Source organism: Pseudomonas sp. TNT2022 ID642 (assembly GCF_028656995.1).
In the GTDB taxonomy this organism is placed as follows: Bacteria; Pseudomonadota; Gammaproteobacteria; order Pseudomonadales; family Pseudomonadaceae; genus Aquipseudomonas.
Window position 1 is genome coordinate 206,022 of sequence record NZ_JAMDGW010000008.1, and the last position, 21,932, is coordinate 227,953.

Annotated in this window: 20 protein-coding genes; 17 read left to right on the top strand and 3 right to left on the bottom strand. The window is 59.2% G+C overall.

Annotated features, from left to right (window positions below; genetic code table 11):
- Window positions 1-9 precede the first annotated feature (9 nt).
- Window positions 10-1,884, top strand: coding sequence for a hypothetical protein (locus tag M5G26_RS10650; protein WP_273915280.1), 1,875 nt, complete (start codon window positions 10-12; stop codon window positions 1,882-1,884).
- Between the two features lie 178 nt (window positions 1,885-2,062).
- On the opposite strand, the gene uraH is transcribed toward M5G26_RS10650, so the two are convergent.
- Window positions 2,063-2,416 (bottom strand): hydroxyisourate hydrolase, encoded by a 354-nt coding sequence (gene uraH, locus M5G26_RS10655; protein ID WP_008080901.1) that lies wholly within the window; start codon window positions 2,414-2,416, stop codon window positions 2,063-2,065.
- A 420-nt stretch (window positions 2,417-2,836) separates the two neighbouring features.
- Between uraH and puuE the strand changes: the two genes are divergently transcribed.
- The 8 genes from puuE (at window position 2,837) to M5G26_RS10695 (ending at window position 10,990) form a co-directional block, all read left to right on the top strand.
- Window positions 2,837-3,763 carry an allantoinase PuuE gene (gene puuE / locus M5G26_RS10660; RefSeq protein ID WP_273915281.1) on the top strand — a complete coding sequence of 309 codons (927 nt, stop codon included), beginning with the start codon at window positions 2,837-2,839 and terminating at the stop codon, window positions 3,761-3,763.
- Complete coding sequence (uraD, locus tag M5G26_RS10665) at window positions 3,760-4,275, top strand: 2-oxo-4-hydroxy-4-carboxy-5-ureidoimidazoline decarboxylase (protein WP_150694774.1); 516 nt, start codon at window positions 3,760-3,762, stop codon at window positions 4,273-4,275. Before puuE ends, uraD begins: the two co-directional genes overlap by 4 nt.
- An 88-nt stretch (window positions 4,276-4,363) precedes the next feature.
- Entirely contained in the window at window positions 4,364-5,359 is a 996-nt protein-coding gene (alc, locus tag M5G26_RS10670) for an allantoicase (RefSeq protein WP_007913974.1), read from the top strand.
- A 132-nt stretch (window positions 5,360-5,491) separates the two neighbouring features.
- Complete coding sequence (locus M5G26_RS10675) at window positions 5,492-5,995, top strand: ureidoglycolate lyase (protein ID WP_034151759.1); 504 nt, start codon at window positions 5,492-5,494, stop codon at window positions 5,993-5,995.
- Window positions 5,996-6,046: 51 nt separating this feature from the next.
- A complete protein-coding gene (locus tag M5G26_RS10680) occupies window positions 6,047-7,360 on the top strand; it encodes a urate hydroxylase PuuD (RefSeq protein WP_134175084.1) in 1,314 nt (437 codons plus the stop codon).
- Between the two features lie 167 nt (window positions 7,361-7,527).
- Window positions 7,528-8,886 carry a nucleobase:cation symporter-2 family protein gene (locus M5G26_RS10685; protein ID WP_095119998.1) on the top strand — a complete coding sequence of 453 codons (1,359 nt, stop codon included), beginning with the start codon at window positions 7,528-7,530 and terminating at the stop codon, window positions 8,884-8,886.
- A gap of 159 nt (window positions 8,887-9,045) precedes the next feature.
- Window positions 9,046-9,831 (top strand): outer membrane protein OmpK, encoded by a 786-nt coding sequence (locus tag M5G26_RS10690; RefSeq protein ID WP_095114337.1) that lies wholly within the window; start codon window positions 9,046-9,048, stop codon window positions 9,829-9,831.
- Between the two features lie 373 nt (window positions 9,832-10,204).
- The gene (locus tag M5G26_RS10695) at window positions 10,205-10,990 is read left to right on the top strand and encodes an outer membrane protein OmpK (RefSeq protein ID WP_134175088.1); all 786 of its coding nucleotides are present in this window, start codon (window positions 10,205-10,207) and stop codon (window positions 10,988-10,990) included.
- Between the two features lie 88 nt (window positions 10,991-11,078).
- Here M5G26_RS10695 and M5G26_RS10700 read toward each other — a convergent pair whose 3' ends face one another.
- Both M5G26_RS10700 and M5G26_RS10705 read right to left on the bottom strand, forming a co-directional pair.
- Window positions 11,079-12,236 carry a patatin-like phospholipase family protein gene (locus M5G26_RS10700; protein WP_007913959.1) on the bottom strand — a complete coding sequence of 386 codons (1,158 nt, stop codon included), beginning with the start codon at window positions 12,234-12,236 and terminating at the stop codon, window positions 11,079-11,081.
- A 33-nt stretch (window positions 12,237-12,269) separates the two neighbouring features.
- A complete protein-coding gene (locus M5G26_RS10705; RefSeq protein ID WP_007913957.1) occupies window positions 12,270-13,202 on the bottom strand; it encodes a lipid A biosynthesis lauroyl acyltransferase in 933 nt (310 codons plus the stop codon).
- 117 nt (window positions 13,203-13,319) lie between these two features.
- Between M5G26_RS10705 and minC the strand changes: the two genes are divergently transcribed.
- The 8 genes from minC (at window position 13,320) to M5G26_RS10745 (ending at window position 21,475) form a co-directional block, all read left to right on the top strand.
- The gene (gene minC, locus M5G26_RS10710; protein ID WP_026000431.1) at window positions 13,320-14,057 is read left to right on the top strand and encodes a septum site-determining protein MinC; all 738 of its coding nucleotides are present in this window, start codon (window positions 13,320-13,322) and stop codon (window positions 14,055-14,057) included.
- A 169-nt stretch (window positions 14,058-14,226) separates the two neighbouring features.
- Window positions 14,227-15,039, top strand: coding sequence for a septum site-determining protein MinD (gene minD, locus M5G26_RS10715; protein WP_007913953.1), 813 nt, complete (start codon window positions 14,227-14,229; stop codon window positions 15,037-15,039).
- Window positions 15,039-15,293, top strand: a complete 255-nt coding sequence (minE, locus tag M5G26_RS10720) for a cell division topological specificity factor MinE (RefSeq protein WP_003223146.1) — start codon at window positions 15,039-15,041, stop codon at window positions 15,291-15,293. The genes minD and minE overlap by 1 nt, the downstream gene beginning before the upstream one ends.
- A gap of 169 nt (window positions 15,294-15,462) precedes the next feature.
- Window positions 15,463-16,098 carry an RluA family pseudouridine synthase gene (locus M5G26_RS10725; RefSeq protein ID WP_273915284.1) on the top strand — a complete coding sequence of 212 codons (636 nt, stop codon included), beginning with the start codon at window positions 15,463-15,465 and terminating at the stop codon, window positions 16,096-16,098.
- A gap of 194 nt (window positions 16,099-16,292) precedes the next feature.
- Window positions 16,293-17,582, top strand: a complete 1,290-nt coding sequence (locus M5G26_RS10730; protein WP_007919200.1) for a M18 family aminopeptidase — start codon at window positions 16,293-16,295, stop codon at window positions 17,580-17,582.
- A gap of 86 nt (window positions 17,583-17,668) precedes the next feature.
- Entirely contained in the window at window positions 17,669-17,845 is a 177-nt protein-coding gene (locus tag M5G26_RS10735) for a hypothetical protein (protein WP_163004785.1), read from the top strand.
- A 77-nt stretch (window positions 17,846-17,922) separates the two neighbouring features.
- On the top strand, window positions 17,923-20,076 hold the full coding sequence (locus tag M5G26_RS10740) for a mechanosensitive ion channel family protein (protein WP_137219053.1): 2,154 nt from the start codon (window positions 17,923-17,925) through the stop codon (window positions 20,074-20,076).
- Between the two features lie 64 nt (window positions 20,077-20,140).
- Window positions 20,141-21,475: an amidohydrolase gene (locus tag M5G26_RS10745; RefSeq protein ID WP_273915285.1), complete on the top strand. Its 1,335-nt coding sequence runs from the start codon at window positions 20,141-20,143 to the stop codon at window positions 21,473-21,475.
- Window positions 21,476-21,932 lie beyond the last annotated feature (457 nt).

Consider the following 21,932-nt stretch of genomic DNA (forward strand, 5'->3'; position numbering starts at 1 on the left):
GACATTTCAATGATCAAACCCACAAAGACCACGGTTCGCCCTGCGTCGCCCGATACCTCAACTACCAACAGGTCTAACGCTGGCAATGGCAGCGGAGCCATTCCTGGCAGCTCCAACATTCTTGCACCAGGTACGAATCGACTGCCCGACACTTCCATTCCCCATGCGTCTGGCCCCCCAACTACCGGCGCCCCACATGTTGTGGTTAGTCACATTACGGACCCGGTGATCAACGAAGCCAATGCCAGACTGGCCGAGATATCACTGCCGGTATTACAAGCCCATCTGCTAAAGCCACACGGATCCGTCGACGGACTATTCGTGGCCCCGGACGGTCGGACTTACGCGCATATGAAAGACGGCAGTCATTACCGGGTTGAACTCAGTACCGCCGGTGACTACCAGATTCCCTGGCCCGCAGCGCCAGGCGTGACACCTCCGATTGTGAAAAAAATCGACGGCCAGCCACGTTGGCAAGTCGATGCACAGTGGTTCGAGGCTCATTTCAGGCGGCGCGACCTGCCAGCGCACCAACAGTCTGCCAAACTGATTTTCGTAGACCCGAAACTGGCGTCCTATCTCCCGGACAAGTACGCGTCCCCAGACGGCATCCGCAAAGGGCTGCGCGGAACTACCTATGTCGACATAGAAGGAGGAACCGTCCAGATTCGCAGGAATGAACAAGGTGAATACAAACAGGCTTCATCAACCACGACCAATGTGCCGGATGTAACGTTAGAACGGACTCCGGGGCAATTTTTCTGGCGCCGTAAACTGCAGACTTCTACAGATACACAACAAGCTCCACAACCAGGCAGTTCTCGTAGCCTCAACCCGTCAGAGACGCCCGGCCCGAGCCCAAATAAACGCCCTCGACTGCCAGAGGACAGTGATCCTCTCGATCCCTTCGTGCTCATGGGCATCAGTGAACTATGGAAAGGCTGGGGAACCACGACGAAACCGCCAGCCGGCGACTCCATCGAAATCGGCGGCAGGCACTTTGCGATACTTGACCAGCCGACCCGAGCCGTTGACGCCTTCGTCTTCATCAAGCCTCCATCGTTTTCTGCTACTCGTTTCGATGCTTTCGAACAGTTGCTTCTGACTACGCCTGAGCTTCAACCCAGGGTGGCGGTAAAGGTAGTGGACAGGACAGGGCAAGGCAGTGATACCTGGAATATTGTCGAGAGTCGGCCATTTGAAAAAAGCCTGACTCAATATGTCAGTGATCAGTTCCCCTACCTTTCCGGCCCTACTGCAAGCAAAGCGGCACGGGAGATGTTCAATCGGGCCAGTCATTCAGATCAAATAAGCGGGTCCGGGATCAGTGCATTGTTCGATACGTTCAAGTTCTGGGAAAATCGTTCTATGTTCGTGGGCGATAACAGGGTCGTTCGGCAAGACTTGAGCGACCCGCTGATGCTCCTATCGCCGCTTGCGACCGACGTACATGGCTACAAGCGTATGCCGCGACCGTCCGCTGAAGATCTGCGAACAATCGAAATCAATCCGGGACTGCTCTCCGGTTCGCAACTTCGAAGGGGCGGCCGAACTACGCGGACACTTTTCAAAGATCTTCTTGCCGCACACGGTTACTCCATTACCCATGAATTTGGCGCCAGCCTGGGGGATGCCTTAGTGATCAAGCGAACAGGTGTTGACCATGTTTTCATCATGTTCATGGACAAAATTCAGAACAACACTGTTTTTCTCTCTAATCCAATTATCTGGCTCCAAAAAAGAATCTTGCTCGACAACATGGTTGCCCATGTCAAAGACGACCTGGTGGAGCATTTGCATACGAACAGGATCATTTTTTTGCTGGGCATCAACGCGCCTGTGCCAACGCAAGAACACAACCTGATCGTCATTCGACACAGCTGAATGACCTGGCAATCAACGATTACCCGGAAACACAGCAACGCGCTCCAGAGTTCTCTGGAGCGCACGCGAGCAGATCTTCACAAAACGCAGGAATAAAAAAAGCCCGCAGTGTGAGCGGGCGAAAGACCAAAGAAGCTATATGCGCAGTCGCTTCCCGGTGGGGGCAGCTGCTTGGGGGTCAGCTGCCCCGGTATGTGGAATAGCTGTAAGGCGAAATCAGCAATGGCACGTGGTAGTGATCCTGCTCGGCAGAGATGCCGAAGCGCAGCACAACCACGTCCAGAAATGCCGGTTCCGGCAACTGAACGCCACGGGCGCGGTAGTAATCGCCCGCGTGGAACTGAACCTGATAAACCCCGGTACGATAATCATCGCCTTGCAGCAGCGGCGCATCGACCCGGCCATCGCTGTTGGTGACCGCACTGGCGACCAATTCCAGTTGCGAACCTTCAACGCGGTACAGCTCGACCTTGATCGAACTGCCCGGGCAACCGTGTGCAGCGTCCAAAACGTGTGTTGTCAAACGTCCCATTGATTCTGCGCGCCTGCCTGCGTGGAGCAGTCAGACTTCGCGCCTCCCGAAGTCAGTTGAAAAGGAGACCGCACCGATTCGGAGCACGAAAAGCTGCGGCGAGCGATTGATTAAGACACTTTTCAAAAAAATTGTACACAATAAAAACGACATTTTTCACACCACCCCCGCCATTCGGGGGTTTCCTCGAGTTCTGCCAGCAACACGCCTATTCATTGAACCTCCTATCCATTAGCTGACTGGTCAGGCAGGTTTCTTGCAGGCTTACGCCAATAGCAGCAAAAGATGACAGTCGGTGAAAAATGCGAAAATTCAGGCTTACAAATTGCGAATAAAGTTGTATACAATCAGCCCATCGCTGTGACGCCAGCCTGCCAGGCCGCCACACCAATCTGTCAACGAACAAGAAGGAAGACTGCAGTGAGCGCTGACTACCCTCGCGACCTGATCGGTTACGGCAGTAACCCTCCTCACCCACACTGGCCGGGTAATGCCCGCATCGCCCTGTCGTTCGTGCTGAATTACGAAGAAGGCGGCGAGCGCAATATTCTGCACGGCGACAAAGAATCCGAAGCCTTCCTGTCTGAAATGGTTGCCGCTCAGCCGCTGCAAGGCGCGCGCAACATGAGCATGGAATCGCTTTACGAGTATGGCAGCCGTGCCGGCGTCTGGCGGATCCTGAAACTGTTCAAGGAATTCGACATTCCGTTGACCATCTTCGCCGTCGCCATGGCCGCCCAGCGCCATCCGGACGTGATCCGTGCGATGGTCGATGCCGGCCACGAAATCTGCAGCCACGGCTACCGCTGGATCGACTATCAGTACATGGACGAAGCGCAGGAACGCGAGCACATGCTCGAAGCGATCCGCGTCCTCACCGAAATCACCGGTGAGCGCCCACTGGGCTGGTACACCGGCCGCACAGGCCCGAACACTCGTCGTCTGGTCATGGAAGAAGGTGGTTTCCTCTACGACTGCGACACCTACGACGATGACCTGCCCTACTGGGAACCGAACAACCCGACCGGCAAGCCGCATCTGGTGATCCCGTACACCCTCGACACCAACGACATGCGCTTCACCCAAGTGCAAGGTTTCAACAAGGGTGACGATTTCTTCGAATACCTCAAAGACGCGTTTGACGTGCTTTACGCCGAAGGCGCTGACGCACCGAAAATGCTCTCGATCGGCCTGCACTGCCGCCTGATCGGCCGTCCGGGTCGCATCGCTTCGCTCAAACGCTTTATCGAATACGCTAAAAGTCATGAACAGGTTTGGTTCAGCCGTCGCGTCGACATCGCGCGTCACTGGCACGAAACCCAGCCGTACCAAGGGGCCGCCCAATGAGCCGCTTTCAAACCCTGCAACCGTCGAGCCTGAGCCGCGACGCTTTCGTCAAAGCCTTCGCCGACATCTACGAACATTCGCCATGGGTGGCCGAGAAGGCCTACGACCTGGGCGCGGACACATCGATCGACGAGATCGAAACCCTGCACCAGCGCATGAGCGACATCCTGTTGAGCGCCGATCACGCCAGTCAACTGGCACTGATCAACGCTCACCCGGACCTGGCCGGCAAAGCCGCCGTCCAGGGCCAACTGACCGAAGCCAGCACCAATGAACAGGCTGGCGCCGGTATTCACCAATGCACGGCCGAAGAGTTCCAGCGCTTCACCGAGCTGAACGACGCCTACAAAGCCAAGTTCAAGTTTCCCTTCATCATGGCGGTAAAAGGCAGCAACCGGCATCAGATCCTCGCGGCGTTCGAAACGCGTATTCACAACTCGGAAGATACCGAGTTCAAATGCGCGCTGGCGGAGATCAACAAGATCGCCCTGTTCCGTTTACTGACTCTTTAGCGAAGCCTGACCCGAGTGCATCAGACGCGGAGAGCACCCAGGGTCTTGCAAGCATCCCCAGCCACTTATTTAAAGGCAGACAAGAAGAATGAAAGCTTACGCCGTACCTTTCGAAAAATTCGTCAACCTGGCCGATGCCCGTCTGGGCACCAAAATCATCTCGGTCACCGATGACTGGTTCGCAGACGCCAATCGTCTGTTCCAACCGACCCCGGCCGTATGGAAGGAGGGCGTGTTCGATGACAACGGCAAGTGGATGGACGGCTGGGAATCGCGCCGCAAGCGCTTCGAAGGCTTCGACAGCGCTGTGATTCGTCTGGGCGTACCGGGCTCGATCAAAGGCGTGGACATCGACACTTCATTCTTCACCGGCAACTTCCCGCCATCGGCCTCTCTGGAAGCGTGCTTCCTGGCCTCGGGCGAGCCTGATGAAAACACCCAGTGGACTGAAGTGCTGTCGGCCGTCGAGCTGCAGGGCAACAGCCACCACTACCACGAAATCAGCAACGACCAAGCGTTCAGCCACCTGCGCTTCAACATCTACCCGGACGGCGGTGTAGCCCGTCTGCGCGTGTACGGCATTCCGTTCCGCGACTGGTCGGCGGTTGGCGATAACGAGCAAGTCGATCTGGCAGCAGCCCTGAATGGTGGCCGCGCCCTCGCCTGCTCCGACGAACACTTCGGCCGCATGAGCAACATCCTCAACCCGGGCCGTGGCATCAACATGGGCGACGGCTGGGAAACTGCACGTCGTCGCACGCCGGGCAATGACTGGGTGATCGTCGCGCTGGGTCATCCTGGCGAGATCGAGAAGATCGTCGTCGACACCCTGCACTTCAAAGGTAACTACCCAGACACCTGCTCGATCCAGGGCGCGTTCGTCAAGGGCGGTACTGACAGCCAGATCGAAACCCAGTCGCTGTTCTGGCGTGAACTGCTGCCGAGCCAGAAGCTGGAAATGCACGCCGAACACACCTTCGTCGAGCAGATCAAGGCGCTGGGCCCGATCACCCACATCCGCCTGAACGTGTTCCCGGACGGTGGTGTGAGCCGCCTGCGCGTTCTCGGCAAGGTCGCGAAGTAATGCTGAGCCTGTAGGAGCTGCCGCAGGCTGCGATCTTTTGATCTTAAAAACAAAGTCAAAAGATCGCAGGCTTCGCCAGCTCCTACAGGGAAATGCAGTGAACAGACAACGAATTCGGATAAGAAGAACAGCATGCGCACACTAACGATTGAACCGCTGAGCAAAGAAGCCTTCGCCCCTTTCGGTGACGTGATCGAAACCGACGGCAGCGATCACTTCATGATCAACAACGGTTCGACCATGCGCTTCCACAAACTGGCGACGGTCGAAACCGCTCAGCCTGAGGACAACGCGATCATCAGCATATTCCGCGCCGACGCGCAGGACATGCCGCTGACCGTTTGCATGCTGGAACGCCATCCGCTGGGCAGCCAGGCTTTCATTCCGCTGCTCGGCAACCCCTTTCTGATCGTGGTCGCGCCAGTTGGCGATGAACCTGTATCAGGCTTGGTCCGCGCCTTCGTCACCAACGGCAGGCAGGGCATTAATTACCATCGCGGCGTTTGGCACCATCCGGTGCTGACGATCGAAAAGCGGGATGACTTCCTGGTGGTTGATCGCAGTGGCACAGGCAATAACTGCGATGAGCATTTTTTCAAAGAGGATGAGCGTTTGATCCTCGCCCCCCACCAATAAGAGAAGGTCTGATCACTCGACAACAAGAGTGACAGGCGAGAGGTAAAGACTGTGGAAGCACATCTGTTGGAATGGCTGAACCTGAGCGTGCGCTGGGTTCACATGATTACTGGCGTGGCCTGGATCGGCGCGTCGTTCTACTTCGTCTGGCTGGAGAACAACCTCAACCGCGTCAACCCGAAAACCGGCCTGGCCGGTGACCTGTGGGCGATCCACGGTGGCGGTATCTATCACCTCGAAAAATACAAACTGGCCCCGCCGGCGATGCCGGAGAACCTGCACTGGTTCAAATGGGAAGCCTACTTCACCTGGATGTCGGGGATCGCGCTGCTGTGCGTGGTGTTCTACTCCAATCCAACGCTCTACCTGCTGGCTCCGGGCAGCACCCTGAGCGGCCCTGAAGGCGTGGCGATCGGCATCGGCTCGCTGTTTATCGGCTGGTTCATCTACTCCTTCCTGTGCGACTCGGCCTTGGGCAAACGCCCTGCTCTGCTCGGTTTCATTCTGTTCGTGCTGATCATCGGCGCGGCGTATGGCTTCAGCAAAGTGTTCAGCGGTCGTGGTGCGTACCTGCACGTCGGCGCGATCATCGGCACGATCATGGTCGGTAACGTGTTCCGCATCATCATGCCGGCGCAACGCGCACTGGTCGCGGCGATTGCCGAAAACCGCACGCCGGATCCGGCGCTGCCAGCCAAAGGCTTGCTGCGTTCGCGTCATAACAACTACTTCACCCTGCCGGTGCTGTTCATCATGATCAGCAACCACTTCCCAAGCACTTATGGCAGCCAGTACAACTGGTTGATCCTCGCCGGGATCGCGGTGTTGGCGGTGTTGGTGCGTCACTACTTCAACACCCGTCATGACAGCCACAAGTTTGCCTGGACCCTGCCGGTTGCGGCGGTGGGCATGATCAGTCTGGCGTACGTCACCGGCCCGATGCCGATGTCGACCGCGCCGGAAGTGGCCAAGGCGCCAGCGAAAATCGAGTATCAACCGTTGCCGGAAACGGCACTGGGCGGTGGTTTGAAACCGGCTGAAGCGGCGGCACCTGCTGCCCCCGCAGAAGCTCCAGCAGCACCGGCGCAGGCGTCGAATGCCGGTCCTGGCTTCGACAAGGTGCACACCGTGATTCAAGAGCGTTGCGCGGTTTGCCATTCGGCCAAACCAACCAGCCCGCTGTTCAGTGCGGCGCCTGCCGGTGTGATGTTCGACACCCCAGAGCAGATCCGTCAGAACGCGGCACGCATCCAGGCGCAAGCCATCACCACGCAGATCATGCCACTGGGCAACATCACTCAGATGACCCAGCAGGAACGTGACCTGATCGGTGCATGGATCGCCCAGGGAGCACAGACCAACTAAGCAGTAAAAGCATCGCTGGCAAGCCAGCTCCCACAGGGTTTTGCACTGCCTGTGTGGGAGCTGGCTTGCCAGCGATTGGCCGCAATGCGGTCCGCCTGATGCAAATAAACAGCTGTGAGCAACCCGGCAGCTGTTAATCACAAGAATAAAAAGATCCGAGGTGTTGCATGTCCGAGCTGTCCAAAGCGCGCATCCCCGACGCACCCGCCATTCAGCGATTGCCCCTTTTGCAACTGATCCTGGTCGGTTTGCAACATGTTCTGCTGATGTACGGTGGTGCCATCGCGGTGCCGCTGATCATTGGACAGGCCGCTGGCCTGAGTCGTGAAGAGATTGCCTTCCTGATCAACGCCGACCTGCTGGTCGCCGGCATCGCCACCATCGTCCAGTCCATGGGCATCGGCCCGATGGGCATCCGCATGCCGGTGATGATGGGCGCCAGTTTCGCTGCGGTCGGCAGCATGGTCGCCATGGCCGGCATGCCCGGTATCGGTCTGCAAGGCATCTTCGGTGCAACGATCGCCGCCGGTTTCTTCGGCATGATCATCGCGCCGTTCATGTCCAAGGTCGTGCGTTTTTTCCCGCCGCTGGTGACCGGCACGGTCATCACCTCGATCGGTTTGTCGCTGTTCCCCGTGGCCGTGAATTGGGCCGGTGGCGGCGCTGCCGCTGCGCAATTCGGCTCACCGATTTATCTGGCCATCGCCGCTCTGGTGTTGGGCACCATTCTGTTGATTCACCGCTTTATGCGCGGTTTCTGGGTCAATATTTCCGTGTTGATCGGCATGTGCTTCGGCTACCTGCTGTGCGGCGCGATCGGCATGGTCGACCTGAGCGGCATGGCCAACGCGCCATGGGTTCAGTTCGTCACTCCGCTGCATTTCGGCATGCCGAAATTCGAACTCGCACCGATCCTGTCGATGTGTCTGGTAGTCGTGATCATCTTCGTAGAATCCACCGGGATGTTCCTCGCGCTGGGCAAAATCACCGGCCAGGAAGTCTGCCCGCGCATGCTGCGTCGCGGCTTGCTGTGTGATGCCGGCGCCTCGTTTGTCGCTGGTTTCTTCAACACGTTTACCCACTCCTCTTTCGCGCAGAACATCGGTTTGGTGCAGATGACCGGTGTACGTTGCCGCTCGGTGACCATCGTTGCCGGTGGCTTGCTGATCGTCCTGAGCCTGCTGCCGAAAGCGGCGTTTCTGGTGGCGTCGATTCCGCCAGCGGTACTCGGTGGCGCGGCGATTGCGATGTTCGGCATGGTTGCCGCGACCGGCATCAAGATTCTCCAGGAAGCCGACATCGGTGACCGTCGCAACCAATTGCTGGTGGCGGTGAGCATCGGCATGGGCCTGATCCCGGTGGTGCGTCCGGAGTTCTTCGCGCATCTGCCGATGTGGATGAGCCCGATTACCCACAGCGGTATCGCCATGGCCACGCTCAGCGCGCTGACGCTGAACCTGCTGTTCAACATTCTCGGCGGTAAAGAGCGCGCAGCGATCAACGACTGCCACGCACACCAGCACTAAAGCAACACCGATATCCCCCTGTAGGAGTGAGCCTGCTCGCGATAGCGTTTTTTCAGTCAACAGATGTGTTGAATTTCATTCCGCTATCGCGAGCAGGCTCACTCCTACAAGGGCAAACAGCTCTGCGCCTCAAACAATAAAAACAAGAGGGAGCAACAGATGATTCGCACGCAAACCAACATGTTGTTGAGTGGCGGCCTGCTGGCCGCGAGTCAGGCCATGGCCGGCGATTTACTGCTGTGGCAGACCAACAGCCTGAGCTATCTGTACGGCAAGAATTTCGCGATCAACCCGTCGATCCAGCAGACGCTGACCTTCGAGCACGCCGACAAGTGGAAATACGGCGACAACTTCCTGTTCGTCGACAAGATCTTCTACAACGGCAAGGAAGACGCGAACAAAGGCCCGCACGCCTTCTACGGTGAATTCACCCCGCGCTTCTCATTCGGCAAGATCTTCGACCAGAAGCTCGAGTTCGGCCCGATCAAAGACGTCTTGCTGGCGATGACTTACGAGTACGGCGAAGGCGACAGCGAGGCCTATCTGATCGGCCCCGGTTTCGACCTCAAGGTGCCCGGCTTCAACTACGTCACCCTGAACATCTTCCGCCGCCAGACCGAAGGCCCACGCCCCGGCGACGGCGTCTGGCAGATCACGCCGGGCTGGTCCTACAGCTTTCCCCTGGGCAATTCCGATGTGCTGATCGACGGCTACCTCGATTGGGTGGTCGACAACGATGAGAACTCACGCGGCACCTACCACGCCAACCTGCACATCAATCCGCAGATCAAATATGACTTGGGCAAAGCCTTGGGCTGGAGCCACAAGCAACTGTATGTCGGCACCGAATACAGTTATTGGAAAAATAAATACGGCGTCGAAAACACCCACAACTTCGACACCAACCAGAACACCGCCAGCCTGCTGGTGAAGGTGCACTTTTAAGATGGCCCGCAACCGTGCCCCATACCTGTCGTCGGTGCTCTGTTGCGGGGCACTTGAGACCTGGCCGTTGAGTCAGTATTCTCCGCGGCCTCTTGAATTCGGTCTAAAAAAAAGCCCGGATTTAATTCCTGACCGAAAAGCCAACTTATCCCGGCCCCGGTCAGTACCGAGGCATCCCGAAAACACACTCAATCGACTGTTTTTCAGCAGCCGAGCGGGTGTTTTTTTGCTTTTCGAAAGCCTTGGCTCGGCTCTTGCTAACAGCAACGAAGCTGACCGATCGGATGACTTTTGCAGCAACGAAAAAAGGCGCCACACCAGAGCGCCGATCTTAAAAAAATAAACGTGGAACACCTACTTTGGGAGCAACCGAATGAAACGTATGTGCACCAGCCTGATGCTCGCGGGATCGATGCTGGCCGGCGGCCAGGCCATGGCCGAGGGTCTGCTGCAGTGGCAGAACAACAGCCTGACCTACCTGTATGGCAAGGACTTCCAGGTCAACCCGCGCATCCAGCAGACCGTCACCTTCGAACACGCCGATGCGTGGACGTACGGCGACAACTTCTTCTTCTTCGACAAGATCTTCTACAACGGTGGCAAGGACTTCAGCAACGGTCCGAACACCTACTACGGTGAGTTCAGCCCGCGCATCTCGCTGGGCAAGGTGCTCGACCAGAAGATCGAGTTCGGCCCGATCAAAGACGTCCTGCTGGCGATGACCTACGAGTTCGGTGAGGGTGACACCGAGTCCTACCTGATCGGTCCTGGCTTCGACCTGGCCATCCCGGGTTTCGATTACTTCCAACTGAACTTCTACCAGCGTCACACCGAAGGCTCGCGTGCCGGTGACAACGTCTGGCAGATCACCCCGGTCTGGTCCTACACCATCCCGGTCGGCAAGTCGGACATCCTGATCGATGGCTACATGGACTGGGTCACCGACAACGATTCCAACTCCAAAGGCGATTACCACGCCAACCTGCACTTCAACCCACAGGTCAAATACGACCTGGGCAAGGCGTTGAGTTTTGGCGAGAAGCAGTTGTATGTCGGTGTGGAATACGACTACTGGAAAGACAAGTACGGCATCGACGACACCGGTGCGTTCAAGACCAATCAGAGCACCACGAGCTTCCTGGTGAAGTTCCACTTCTGATAAAAATCAAAAGATCGCAGGCTTCGCCAGCTCCTACAGGGATAGCGCATTCCAATGTAGGAGCTGCCGAAGGCTGCGATTTTTTGCTTTAAAATGGCAATCCCAAAAACCGGCACAGCTCCTCGCGCTTGGCCAACGCATCGCGCCGCCCCAGATCAATCAACTCGCTGCAATACCCCGCCTCGAACAGCAGATAACTCAACACCCCTGCCCCACTCGTCTTGGTCGCTCCCGGCCCACGCAGAAACAAACGCAACGCCGCCGGCAACTCCTGGCGATGCCGCGCCGCGATCTCATCGATCGGCTGACTCGGCGAAATCACCAACACCTCCACCGGTGCCACACCCAACTCGCGCGTCGGCGTGCCGGCGGGCATCAAGTGGCTGAACTGGTTGAGACGCTGCAGCAACTCGATGTCGCTCTCGAGGCTGTCAATGAACGTGCTGTTGAGCATGTGCCCGCCAATCTGCGCCAGCGTCGGCTGCTGGCCGGTGTAGGCGCGCTCCAGCGGCTGCTGCGGATCAAACCCGCGTGGGTTGCCGCTGACACCGACCACCAGCACCCGGCTCGCGCCCAAGTGCAATGCCGGACTGATCGGCGCCGACTGCCGCACGGCACCATCACCAAAGTATTCGTCACCGATTTTCACCGGCGCGAACAACAACGGAATCGCCGAACTGGCCAGCAGGTGATCCACCGACAGTTGCGTCGGCACGCCAATGCGCCGATGGCGCAGCCATGAATCGATCTTGCCGCCGCCCTGATAGAACGTCACCGCTTGCCCCGACTCATAGCCGAACGCAGTCACCGCCACGGCATGCAATTGCTTGCGCGCGATCGATTCGGCGATGCCGGGCATGTGCAGTTTTTCATTGAGCAGTTCGCGCAGCGGCGAACTGTTGAGCAGCGCCACCGGCAGTTGTCGACCGAGGCCGAGCAGGCTGTGGCTGACAAAGCGGCTGGCCTGACGGATAACCCCGGGCCAGTCACTGCGCAGCACGCGATGGCTGCGAAAGCCCTGCCAGAACAAGGTGAGACGTTCGATGGCGGCGCGAAAATCCGTGGCACCACTGGCCAGGCTGACGGCGTTGATCGCCCCGGCCGAGGTGCCGACGATCACCGGGAACGGATTGTCCGCGCCCAACGGCAGCAATTCGGCAATCGCCGCCAGTACCCCCACCTGATACGCCGCCCGAGCCCCGCCGCCGGAAAGAATCAAACCTGTGACCGGTTCAGCTGGGCTCATCGCAACACTCCATGGTGCTTGTCAGTGATTGGTTCAGCGGCGTTTGGCGTACAGCTTCGGCTCGCCCGGTGGACGGCTCTTGAAGCGTCGATGCGCCCATAGATACTGCTCGGGGCAGGCGCGCAAGGCGCTCTCGACCCACTGGTTGATGCGGATGCAGTCGGCCTCTTCGGTTTCGCCGGGGAAGTCTTCCAGCGGCGGATGAATCACCAAGCGATAACCGCTGCCATCGGCCAGACGTTCCTGAGTGAACGGCACGACCAACGCCTTGCCGAGACGGGCGAATTTCGTCGTCGCCGTCACGGTCGCGGCCTGGATGCCGAACAGCGGCACGAAGATGCTTTGTTTGGCGCCGTAGTCCTGATCCGGTGCGTACCAGATCGCGCGACCGGAACGCAGTAGCTTGAGCATGCCACGCACGTCGTCACGCTCCACCGCCAGCGAGTCGAGGTTGTGCCGCTCGCGACCCTGACGCTGAACATAGTCAAACAACGGATTCTTGTGCTCGCGGTACATACCGTCGATGGTGTGCTGCTGACCAAGCAACGCTGCGCCGATTTCCAGCGTGGTGAAATGCGCGGCCATCAGGATCACGCCTTTGCCTTCGCGCTGGGCCTTTTGCAAATGCTCCAGGCCTTCGACGTGGGCCAGCTTGGCCAGACGTTCACGCGACCACCACCAGCTCATGGCCATTTCAAAGAAAGCGATGCCGGTGGAGGCGAAGTTCTCCTTGAGCAGACGTTTGCGCTCGGCGGCGGATTTTTCCGGGAAGCACAGCTCAAGATTGCGCTTGGCGATGCGCCGCCGGTCGCCGGCCACGCGATACATCAAGGCGCCCAAAACTCGACCGATGGTCAGCAACGCCGGATACGGCAACTGCACGATCAGCCATAAAAGCCCCAGACCGCACCAGAGCGGCCAGAAGCGCGGCGATAAAAATGCTTTTCGAAAACGCGGGCGATCCATTAAAGCTTCCGTAAATACAGTGGCCGCGCATTCTACATCGTTCGACCCGGCTTGCGGCCTGCGGGCGTTCTCGTTATAAGTCTCGGCACTTTTAGTGACAAGCCGTTGTATGCCGACATGAGCCAAACCGAACCGTTAGACCAAGATCCCGTATTCCAGCTCAAGGGCAGCATGCTGGCCATTACTGTGCTGGAACTGGCCCGTAACGACCTCGAAAGCCTCGATCGGCAATTGGCCGCCAAAGTCGCCCAGGCGCCGAACTTCTTCAGCAACGCGCCGCTGGTTCTGGCGCTGGACAAACTGCCGCCGAGCGAAGGTGCCGTCGATCTGCCGGGCCTGATGCGCGTCTGCCGCCAACATGGCCTGCGCACCCTGGCGATTCGCGCCAGCCGCATCGAAGACATCGCCGCCGCCATCGCCATCGACATTCCGGTGCTGCCGCCGTCCGGTGCCCGTGAGCGGCCGCTGGAAACGCCGGAAGCCGAAGTCAAAAAGAAACCGGAAAAACCGCCGGAACCCACCGTCAAACCGACCCGTGTCATCACCACGCCAGTACGTGGTGGCCAACAGATATATGCCCAGGGTGGCGATCTGGTCGTGGTGTCCTCGGTCAGCCCGGGGGCGGAACTTCTCGCCGATGGCAACATCCATGTATACGGCCCGATGCGTGGTCGGGCGCTGGCCGGCGTGAAGGGTGATACCAAGGCACGGATTTTCTGTCAGCAATTGAGCGCTGAACTGATCTCCATCGCCGGTCATTACAAGGTCTCCGAAGATTTGCGCCGCGACCCTATGTGGGGCTCGGGCGTACAGGTCAGCCTGTCGGGCGACGTGTTGAACATCATTCGGCTTTAACGGATACTGCCGCATTTTCCAAGCATCTCTAAAACGTAGCGAAAACGGCTCAAACGAAGTAGGAAAAAGGCTCAACGCCGAATTCCAGCCAAGGCTGTCCGACTGCAGTAGTTTTCAAGAGATGTTTTTCAGGGGCTAAAAAGTCCTTCTTCCTTAGGGGTGAAACACCTTGGCCAAGATTCTCGTGGTTACATCCGGCAAGGGTGGTGTGGGTAAGACCACCACCAGCGCCGCTATCGGTACCGGCCTCGCTCTGCGCGGCCACAAAACAGTGATCGTCGACTTCGACGTGGGCTTGCGTAACCTTGACCTGATCATGGGTTGCGAGCGCCGCGTGGTGTACGACTTCGTCAACGTGGTCAACGGCGAAGCCAACCTGCAACAGGCCCTGATCAAAGACAAGCGCCTGGAAAACCTCTACGTACTGGCCGCCAGTCAGACCCGCGACAAAGACGCGCTGACTGTCGAAGGCGTGGAAAAAGTCCTGATGGAGCTCAAGGAACAATTCGAGTTCGTCGTCTGCGACTCCCCGGCCGGCATCGAAAAAGGTGCTCACCTGGCCATGTACTTCGCTGACGAAGCGATCGTCGTGACCAACCCGGAAGTGTCCTCGGTACGAGATTCGGACCGCATGCTCGGCCTGTTGGCGAGCAAATCGCGTCGCGCCGAACGTGGCGAAGACCCGATCAAAGAACACCTGCTGATCACCCGCTACCATCCAGAGCGTGTTGAAAAGGGCGAGATGCTGGGCGTTGAAGACGTCAAGGAGATCCTCTCGGTAACCCTGCTCGGCGTGATCCCGGAATCCCAGGCGGTGCTCAAGGCATCCAACCAGGGCGTCCCGGTGATTCTCGACGACCAGAGCGATGCCGGTCAGGCTTACAGCGATACCGTCGACCGCCTGTTGGGCAAAGAAAAAGCCCACCGTTTCCTCGATGTCGAGAAGAAGGGATTCTTCGAGCGCCTGTTTGGAGGTAGGTAATGAACCTTTTTGACTTCTTTCGTGCCAACAAAAAGCCAAGTACCGCCTCGGTAGCGAAAGAGCGTCTACAGATCATCGTGGCGCATGAGCGCGGCCAGCGCAGCACGCCGGATTACTTGCCAGCCTTGCAGAAGGAACTGGTCGACGTGATCCGCAAGTACGTCAACATCGGCAATGACGACGTACATGTTGCACTGGAAAGCCAGGGCAGTTGCTCGATTCTGGAACTCAACATCACCCTGCCCGATCGCTGAGTCGATTTGGCAGTCGCTACGGCGGCTCGGACTATTGATGCTTGTGTAGGAGCTGCCGAAGGCTGCGATCTTTTGATCTTCAAAGTCAAAAGATCGCAGCCTTCGGCAGCTCCTACAGGGTTATCAGCAGTTCCGAGCCGCCGTTGGCATTTGTTACGAGGCTGTTTTAATGCCGCTGTCCAACATCCGCATCATCCATCAGGACGCCGCCGTACTGGTGGTGAACAAACCGACGTTACTGCTCTCGGTGCCCGGTCGCGCTGACGACAACAAGGATTGCCTGATTACCCGTTTGCAGGAAAACGGCTACCCGGAAGCGCGCATCGTCCATCGCCTGGACTGGGAAACCTCCGGCATCATTTTGCTGGCGCGTGATGCCGATACGCATCGCGAACTGTCGCGCCAGTTTCACGACCGCGAAACTGAAAAGGCCTACACCGCGTTGGCCTGGGGTCAGCCGGAACTCGACAGTGGCAGCATCGATTTGCCGCTGCGTTACGACCCGCCGACCAAACCGCGCCACGTGGTCGACCATGAATTCGGCAAGCATGCGCTGACCTTCTGGCGTGTGCTGGAACGTTGCGGTGACTGGTGCCGCGTCGAGCTGACACCGATCACCGGCCGTTCGCACCAGTTGCGCGTGCACATGCTGTCGATCGGGCATCCGCTGCTGGGTGACGGGCTCTACGCCCACGAGCAGGCTCTGGCCGCCTGGCCACGTCTGTGCCTGCACGCGAGCATGCTCAGCTTCACCCATCCGCAAAGCGGCGAACGCCTGCGCTTCGAGTGCCCTGCACCGTTCTGACCGACCACACTGAACCCCTGTAGGAGCTGCCGAAGGCTGCGATCTTTTGATCTGGTGTTTCGTAAATCAAAAGCGAGATCAAAAGATCGTCCGATCGCGGCCCGAGCCTTCGGCAGCTCCTACACGGATCCGGTGCAGATTCAATTCCCCGGCCGATGCGTTAAACTCCCGCCCATTGCTGTCTGGAGTTTCTTATGCGCGAAGAGTTGAACCAAGGCCTGATCGACTTTCTCAAGGCCTCCCCTACCCCGTTCCACGCCACTGCCAGTCTGGTGCAGCGTCTGGAGGCCGCCGGTTTCGTGCGCCTCGACGAGCGCGAACCATGGACCACCGAGCCGAACGGCCGCTATTACGTCACCCGCAACGACTCCTCGATTGTCGCGATCAAAATGGGCCGCACTTCGCCACTGCACGGCGGCATCCGCCTGGTCGGCGCGCACACCGACAGCCCTTGCCTGCGGGTCAAGCCGCAACCGGAGCTGCAGCGCCAGGGCTTCTGGCAACTGGGCGTTGAAGTCTACGGCGGCGCGCTGCTGGCACCGTGGTTCGACCGCGATCTGTCGCTGGCCGGCCGCGTGACCTTCCGCCGCGACGGCAAGGTCGAAAGCCAGTTGATCGACTTCAAAGCGCCGATCGCCATCATTCCGAACCTGGCCATTCACCTCAACCGTGAAGCCAATCAAGGCTGGGCGATCAACGCGCAGACCGAACTACCGCCGATCCTCGCGCAATTCGCCGGTGACGAGCGCGTCGACTTCCGTGCCGTGCTCACCGATCAACTGGCCCGCGAACATGGCTTGAACGCCGACGTCGTGCTCGATTACGAGCTGAGTTTCTACGACACGCAAAGTGCTGCGGTCATCGGCCTCAATGGCGACTTCATCGCTGGCGCGCGCCTCGATAACCTGCTGTCGTGCTACGCCGGCCTGCAAGCCTTGCTCACCGCTGAAACCGACGAAACCTGCGTGCTGGTGTGCAACGACCACGAAGAAGTCGGCTCCTGCTCGGCCTGCGGTGCCGATGGCCCGATGCTCGAACAGACCCTGCGCCGTCTGCTGCCGGAAGGTGACGAGTTCGTCCGCACCATCCAGAAATCCCTGCTGGTCTCGGCCGACAACGCCCACGGCGTGCACCCCAACTACGCAGAAAAGCACGACGCCAACCACGGCCCGAAACTCAACGCCGGCCCGGTGATCAAGGTCAACAGCAACCAGCGCTACGCCACCAACAGCGAAACCGCCGGCTTCTTCCGCCATCTGTGCATGGCCGAAGAGGTGCCGGTGCAAAGCTTCGTGGTACGCAGCGACATGGGCTGTGGCTCGACCATCGGCCCGATCACCGCCAGCCACCTCGGTGTGCGCACCGTCGATATCGGCCTGCCGACCTTCGCCATGCACTCGATCCGCGAACTGTGCGGCAGCCACGACCTGGCACACCTGGTCAAAGTGCTGAGCGCGTTCTACGCCTGCCGCGAGCTGCCTTAAAAGCTTCGGCAGCTCCTACTCAGATCAATACCGGCCGGCAGAAACCGACCTAGACTTACATCATTCATTTCGACAAGGCAGTCTCCATGATCTCGATGTCTTCGTTCCACGCCATGCTCATTCCGATTCTGAGCGGAATGATCCTGCTGGCCATCGGCTTCAACTTCCGTGACAAGAACGCCGGCGTGTTCGCCATGTGGATCGGCATGCTCACGATCCTCGCCACGGTGGTGTACAAGATCCTCGCCAAACTCAACGAATAAATCCGCGCCCGGCTCGCAATGCATTAGTGGGCCTCGTACACTCCAGCGAATCCGCCCCTTGCGAGGTTGACCGCCTAGTGTTCGCTCGTCTTTTTGCTTTGCCCAGCCTGTTCCTCGTCTGCCTGATGACGCTGTTGCCGCTGGCCCCCGCCCACGCGGTCGGTTTGCCCGGCCTGCTCAACACCAACAAAGCGCAGCCCGAAGCGCAGGAGCCGCTCGGCCAGTCCCTCGACGAAGTCATCAAGTCGCTGGAAAACGACAAGCAACGCGCACAGTTGCTGACCGATCTGAAGAAGCTGCGCGACGCCACCAAAAAGGCTCAGGCCAGCCCTGAAGAAGGCGTGCTCGGCTTGATCGGCGGCACTCTGTCCAACTTCGAAAAACAATTTACCGGCGCCGACAGCCCGCTCAATCGCTGGGGCAACGAGTTCGACCTGGCCAAGGAAGAGCTGAGCGGCATGATGTTGCCGGCCAACGAATGGCTGCCGATCATCTTCGGCTTCGCCATGATCCTCGCGGTGTGGAGCCTGCTCGCCGCCGCGCTGATCTGGCTCGGCCATCGCGTGCGCATGCGCTTCGGCCTCACTGAAGAATTGCCGCAACACCCCAAAGCCCTCGACATGCTGCGCTTCGCTTTGCGCAAGCTCGGGCCGTGGCTGATCGCACTGGTGATGACCGTTTACATGAGCTACGCGCTGCCGTCGTCGCTGGGTAAAAGCCTGGCGATGGTGCTCGCCTATGCGCTGGTGGTCGGCACCTGTTTTTCGGCGATCTGCGTGATCGCGTTTTCCCTGCTCGATGGCCCGCACCGCCATCGCGCGCTGTACATCCTGCGTCATCAGGCGTTCCGCCCGCTGTGGCTGATCGGCAGCTTCGCCGCGTTCGGTGAGGCGCTGAACGATCCACGCCTGATCGAAAGCCTCGGCGTGCATCTGGCCCACACCGCCGCCACTATCGCCAATGTCCTCGCGGCACTGTCGACCGGTCTGTTTATCCTGCGTTTCCGCCGACCGATTGCGCATTTGATCCGCAACCAGCCGCTGTCGCGGCGCCTGACCCGCCGCGCCCTCAGCGACACCATCGAAATCCTCGGCACCTTCTGGTACGTGCCGGCGCTGGTGCTGGTCGGCATCTCGCTGTTCGCCACGTTCGTTTCCGCCGGCGACACCAGCACCGCCTTGCGCCAGTCGCTGATCTGCACCGTGCTGCTGGTGATGTGCATGGTGATCAACGGCCTCGTGCGCCGCCACTCACTGAAACCGCAACGCGGGCCGAAACGCCACGCGCTGTACTCCGAACGCCTGAAAAACTTCTTCTACACCCTCGCGCACCTGGTGGTCTGGCTGGTCTTCATCGAACTCGGCCTGCGCGTCTGGGGCCAGTCGCTGATCGGTTTCGCCGAGGGCGAAGGGCATGATGTCAGCGTCAAACTGTTCAGCCTGATCGGCACACTGATTTTCTCCTGGCTGATCTGGATCCTCGCCGACACCGCCGTGCATCACGCCCTCACCCGCTCGCGCAAAGGTCTGGCGAATGCCCGTGCGCAAACGATGATGCCGCTGATCCGCAACGTGCTGTTCGTGGCGATCTTCATCATTGCGCTGATCGTCGCGCTGGCGAACATGGGCATGAACGTCACGCCACTGCTGGCCGGTGCCGGCGTGATCGGTCTGGCCATCGGTTTCGGCGCGCAGTCGCTGGTTGCGGATTTGATCACCGGCCTTTTCATCATCATCGAAGACTCACTGGCCATTGATGACTACGTCGATGTCGGCGGCCACCTCGGCACCGTCGAAGGCCTGACCATCCGCACCGTGCGCCTGCGCGACATCGACGGCATCGTCCACACCATCCCGTTCAGCGAAATCAAAAGCATCAAGAACTACTCCCGCGAGTTCGGCTACGCGATCTTCCGTGTGGCGGTGCCGTACAACATGGAAATCGACGACGCGATCAAACTGATGCGCGAAGTCGGCCAGAAGATGCGCACCGATCCACTGCAACGGCGCAACATCTGGTCGCCGCTGGAGATACAGGGCGTCGAAAGTTTCGAATCCGGCAGCGCGATTCTGCGCGCGCGGTTCAAGACCGCGCCGATCAAACAATGGGAAGTTTCTCGAGCCTTCAACCTGTCGCTCAAACGCCACCTCGACGAAGCCGGACTCGATCTGGCAACGCCGCGCATGAGCGTGCAAGTGATCACTGCCGGTGGCGGCCAGCCGAAGGAATAGCACTCAGGCGCGCGGTTGCAGTCACAGGCAGGGAAGCCCGACAACAATAATCAAGGAGAAACCGATGCAACTGACGCGCATTGCCCAAGCCGTTCTACTCAGCCTGTTCGCCAGCCACGCCGGCGCCGCCACGCTGGAAAGCACCCGCACGCAAATCGCCGAACAAGCGCAAAAGCTCGAGCCGGAACTGCTGGAAACCCGCCGCGACATCCACGCTCATCCAGAACTCGGCAACACGGAAAAACGCACCGCGGAACTGGTCGCCAAACAACTCAAGGCCATGGGCCTGGAAGTCAAAACCGGCGTCGCCCGCACCGGCGTGGTCGCCATCCTCAAGGGTGGCTTGCCCGGCCCGACCGTGGCCCTGCGCGCCGACATGGACGCGCTGCCGGTCAAGGAAGTCGCCGACCTGCCGTTCGCATCAAAAGCCAAAGGCACCTACCTCGACAAAGAAGTCGACGTCATGCACGCCTGCGGCCACGATGCGCACACCGCGATCCTGCTCAGCACGGCGAAAGTTCTCACGGGTATGCGCGACACCCTGCCCGGCACCGTGGTGTTCTACTTCCAGCCCGCCGAAGAAGGCCCGAGCGACTTCATCCCCGACGGCAAAAATACCTGGGGCGCAAAAATGATGGTCGAGGAAGGTGTGATGAAATCACCGAAACCCGACGCCGTTTTCGGCCTGCACGTCTGGGCCGGCGTCCCCGCCGGCCAGATCGCCTATCGCCCAGGCGCGACCCTGGCCAGCTCCGACGACTTGCGCATCAAAATCCTCGGCAAACAAACCCACGCCGGCCGCCCATGGGACGGCATCGACCCGATCACCGTCGGCGCACAAACCATCGTCGGCCTGCAAACCGTAGTCAGCCGCCGCACCGATATCTCCTCTTATCCGTCAGTGGTCAGCATCGGCACCATCAACGGCGGCACGCGCTACAACATCATTCCCGAATCCGTCGACATGACCGGCACAATCCGCTCCTACGACTACGGCATCCGCCAGAAACTGCATGCCGACGTCCGCCAGACCGTGGAAAAAATAGCCGAAAGCGGCGGTGCGAAAGCGGATGTCACCATCATCGAAAAATACGACCCGACCATCAACAACCCGGCGCTGACGGAAAAGATGCTGCCGACGCTGAAGTGGGCGGCCAAGGATGATGTGGTGAATGCACCGCTGGTGGGGGGCGCGGAAGATTTCTCGTTTTTTGCCAAAGAAGTGCCGGGGCTGTTTGTGTTTCTCGGCGTGACACCAAGAGACCAGGACATGAGCAAGGCAGCGCCGAATCATAATCCCGGGTTCTTTGTGGATGAGTCGGCGCTGGTGGTCGGGGTAAGGACATTGGCCTCGTTGGCGACGGATTATTTGTATGCCAATGCAGGGGCAGACAAATAGGGATGAGGTGACTGTGGGGGCGCTTTCGCGAGCAGGCTCGCTCCCACATTTGGATCGTGTGCAGCCAGTTAGAAATTGGTCGGCTGTCAGGCCGCCATCGCTGGCACATTTGGACCGTGGACAGCCTGTCAGAAACTGGTCGGCTGTCAGGCCGCCATCGCGAGCAGGCTCACTCCCACATTTGGACCGTGTGCAGCCTGCCAGAAACAGGTCGGCTGTCAGGCCGCCATCGCTGGCAAGCCAGCTCCCACAGGGATTGAGTCCAACCGGTAAACCCGCTTCGGCTTCTCACCACTCAACAGGATGAGCGTTAGCTCGGCTGCAGCTCTTGATCTTGCCGTGCTGGCCCCTTCGGCAGGCTGAGTGGAGGGATTAGGTGCAGCGAAGCAAACCGGAGGCGATGCGCCCGGATCGATCCCGGAGCGAAGGAACCCCGAGCTTTAGCGAGCGGGCCGAA

Bases quoted from the DNA above. Each gene is read 5' to 3' on its own strand.
- uraH (WP_008080901.1), bottom strand. From the start codon at position 2,416: ATGGGACGTTTGACAACACACGTTTTGGACGCTGCACACGGTTGCCCG.
- M5G26_RS10735 (WP_163004785.1), top strand. From the start codon at position 17,669: ATGATCTCGATGTCTTCGTTCCACGCCATGCTCATTCCGATTCTGAGC.
- M5G26_RS10685 (WP_095119998.1), top strand. From the start codon at position 7,528: ATGTCCGAGCTGTCCAAAGCGCGCATCCCCGACGCACCCGCCATTCAG.
- minC (WP_026000431.1), top strand. From the start codon at position 13,320: ATGAGCCAAACCGAACCGTTAGACCAAGATCCCGTATTCCAGCTCAAG.
- M5G26_RS10745 (WP_273915285.1), top strand. From the start codon at position 20,141: ATGCAACTGACGCGCATTGCCCAAGCCGTTCTACTCAGCCTGTTCGCC.
- M5G26_RS10650 (WP_273915280.1), top strand. From the start codon at position 10: ATGATCAAACCCACAAAGACCACGGTTCGCCCTGCGTCGCCCGATACC.
- M5G26_RS10695 (WP_134175088.1), top strand. From the start codon at position 10,205: ATGAAACGTATGTGCACCAGCCTGATGCTCGCGGGATCGATGCTGGCC.
- M5G26_RS10690 (WP_095114337.1), top strand. From the start codon at position 9,046: ATGATTCGCACGCAAACCAACATGTTGTTGAGTGGCGGCCTGCTGGCC.
- M5G26_RS10730 (WP_007919200.1), top strand. From the start codon at position 16,293: ATGCGCGAAGAGTTGAACCAAGGCCTGATCGACTTTCTCAAGGCCTCC.
- uraD (WP_150694774.1), top strand. From the start codon at position 3,760: ATGAGCCGCTTTCAAACCCTGCAACCGTCGAGCCTGAGCCGCGACGCT.
- M5G26_RS10675 (WP_034151759.1), top strand. From the start codon at position 5,492: ATGCGCACACTAACGATTGAACCGCTGAGCAAAGAAGCCTTCGCCCCT.
- minE (WP_003223146.1), top strand. From the start codon at position 15,039: ATGAACCTTTTTGACTTCTTTCGTGCCAACAAAAAGCCAAGTACCGCC.
- M5G26_RS10725 (WP_273915284.1), top strand. From the start codon at position 15,463: ATGCCGCTGTCCAACATCCGCATCATCCATCAGGACGCCGCCGTACTG.
- M5G26_RS10705 (WP_007913957.1), bottom strand. From the start codon at position 13,202: ATGGATCGCCCGCGTTTTCGAAAAGCATTTTTATCGCCGCGCTTCTGG.
- M5G26_RS10700 (WP_007913959.1), bottom strand. From the start codon at position 12,236: ATGAGCCCAGCTGAACCGGTCACAGGTTTGATTCTTTCCGGCGGCGGG.
- alc (WP_007913974.1), top strand. From the start codon at position 4,364: ATGAAAGCTTACGCCGTACCTTTCGAAAAATTCGTCAACCTGGCCGAT.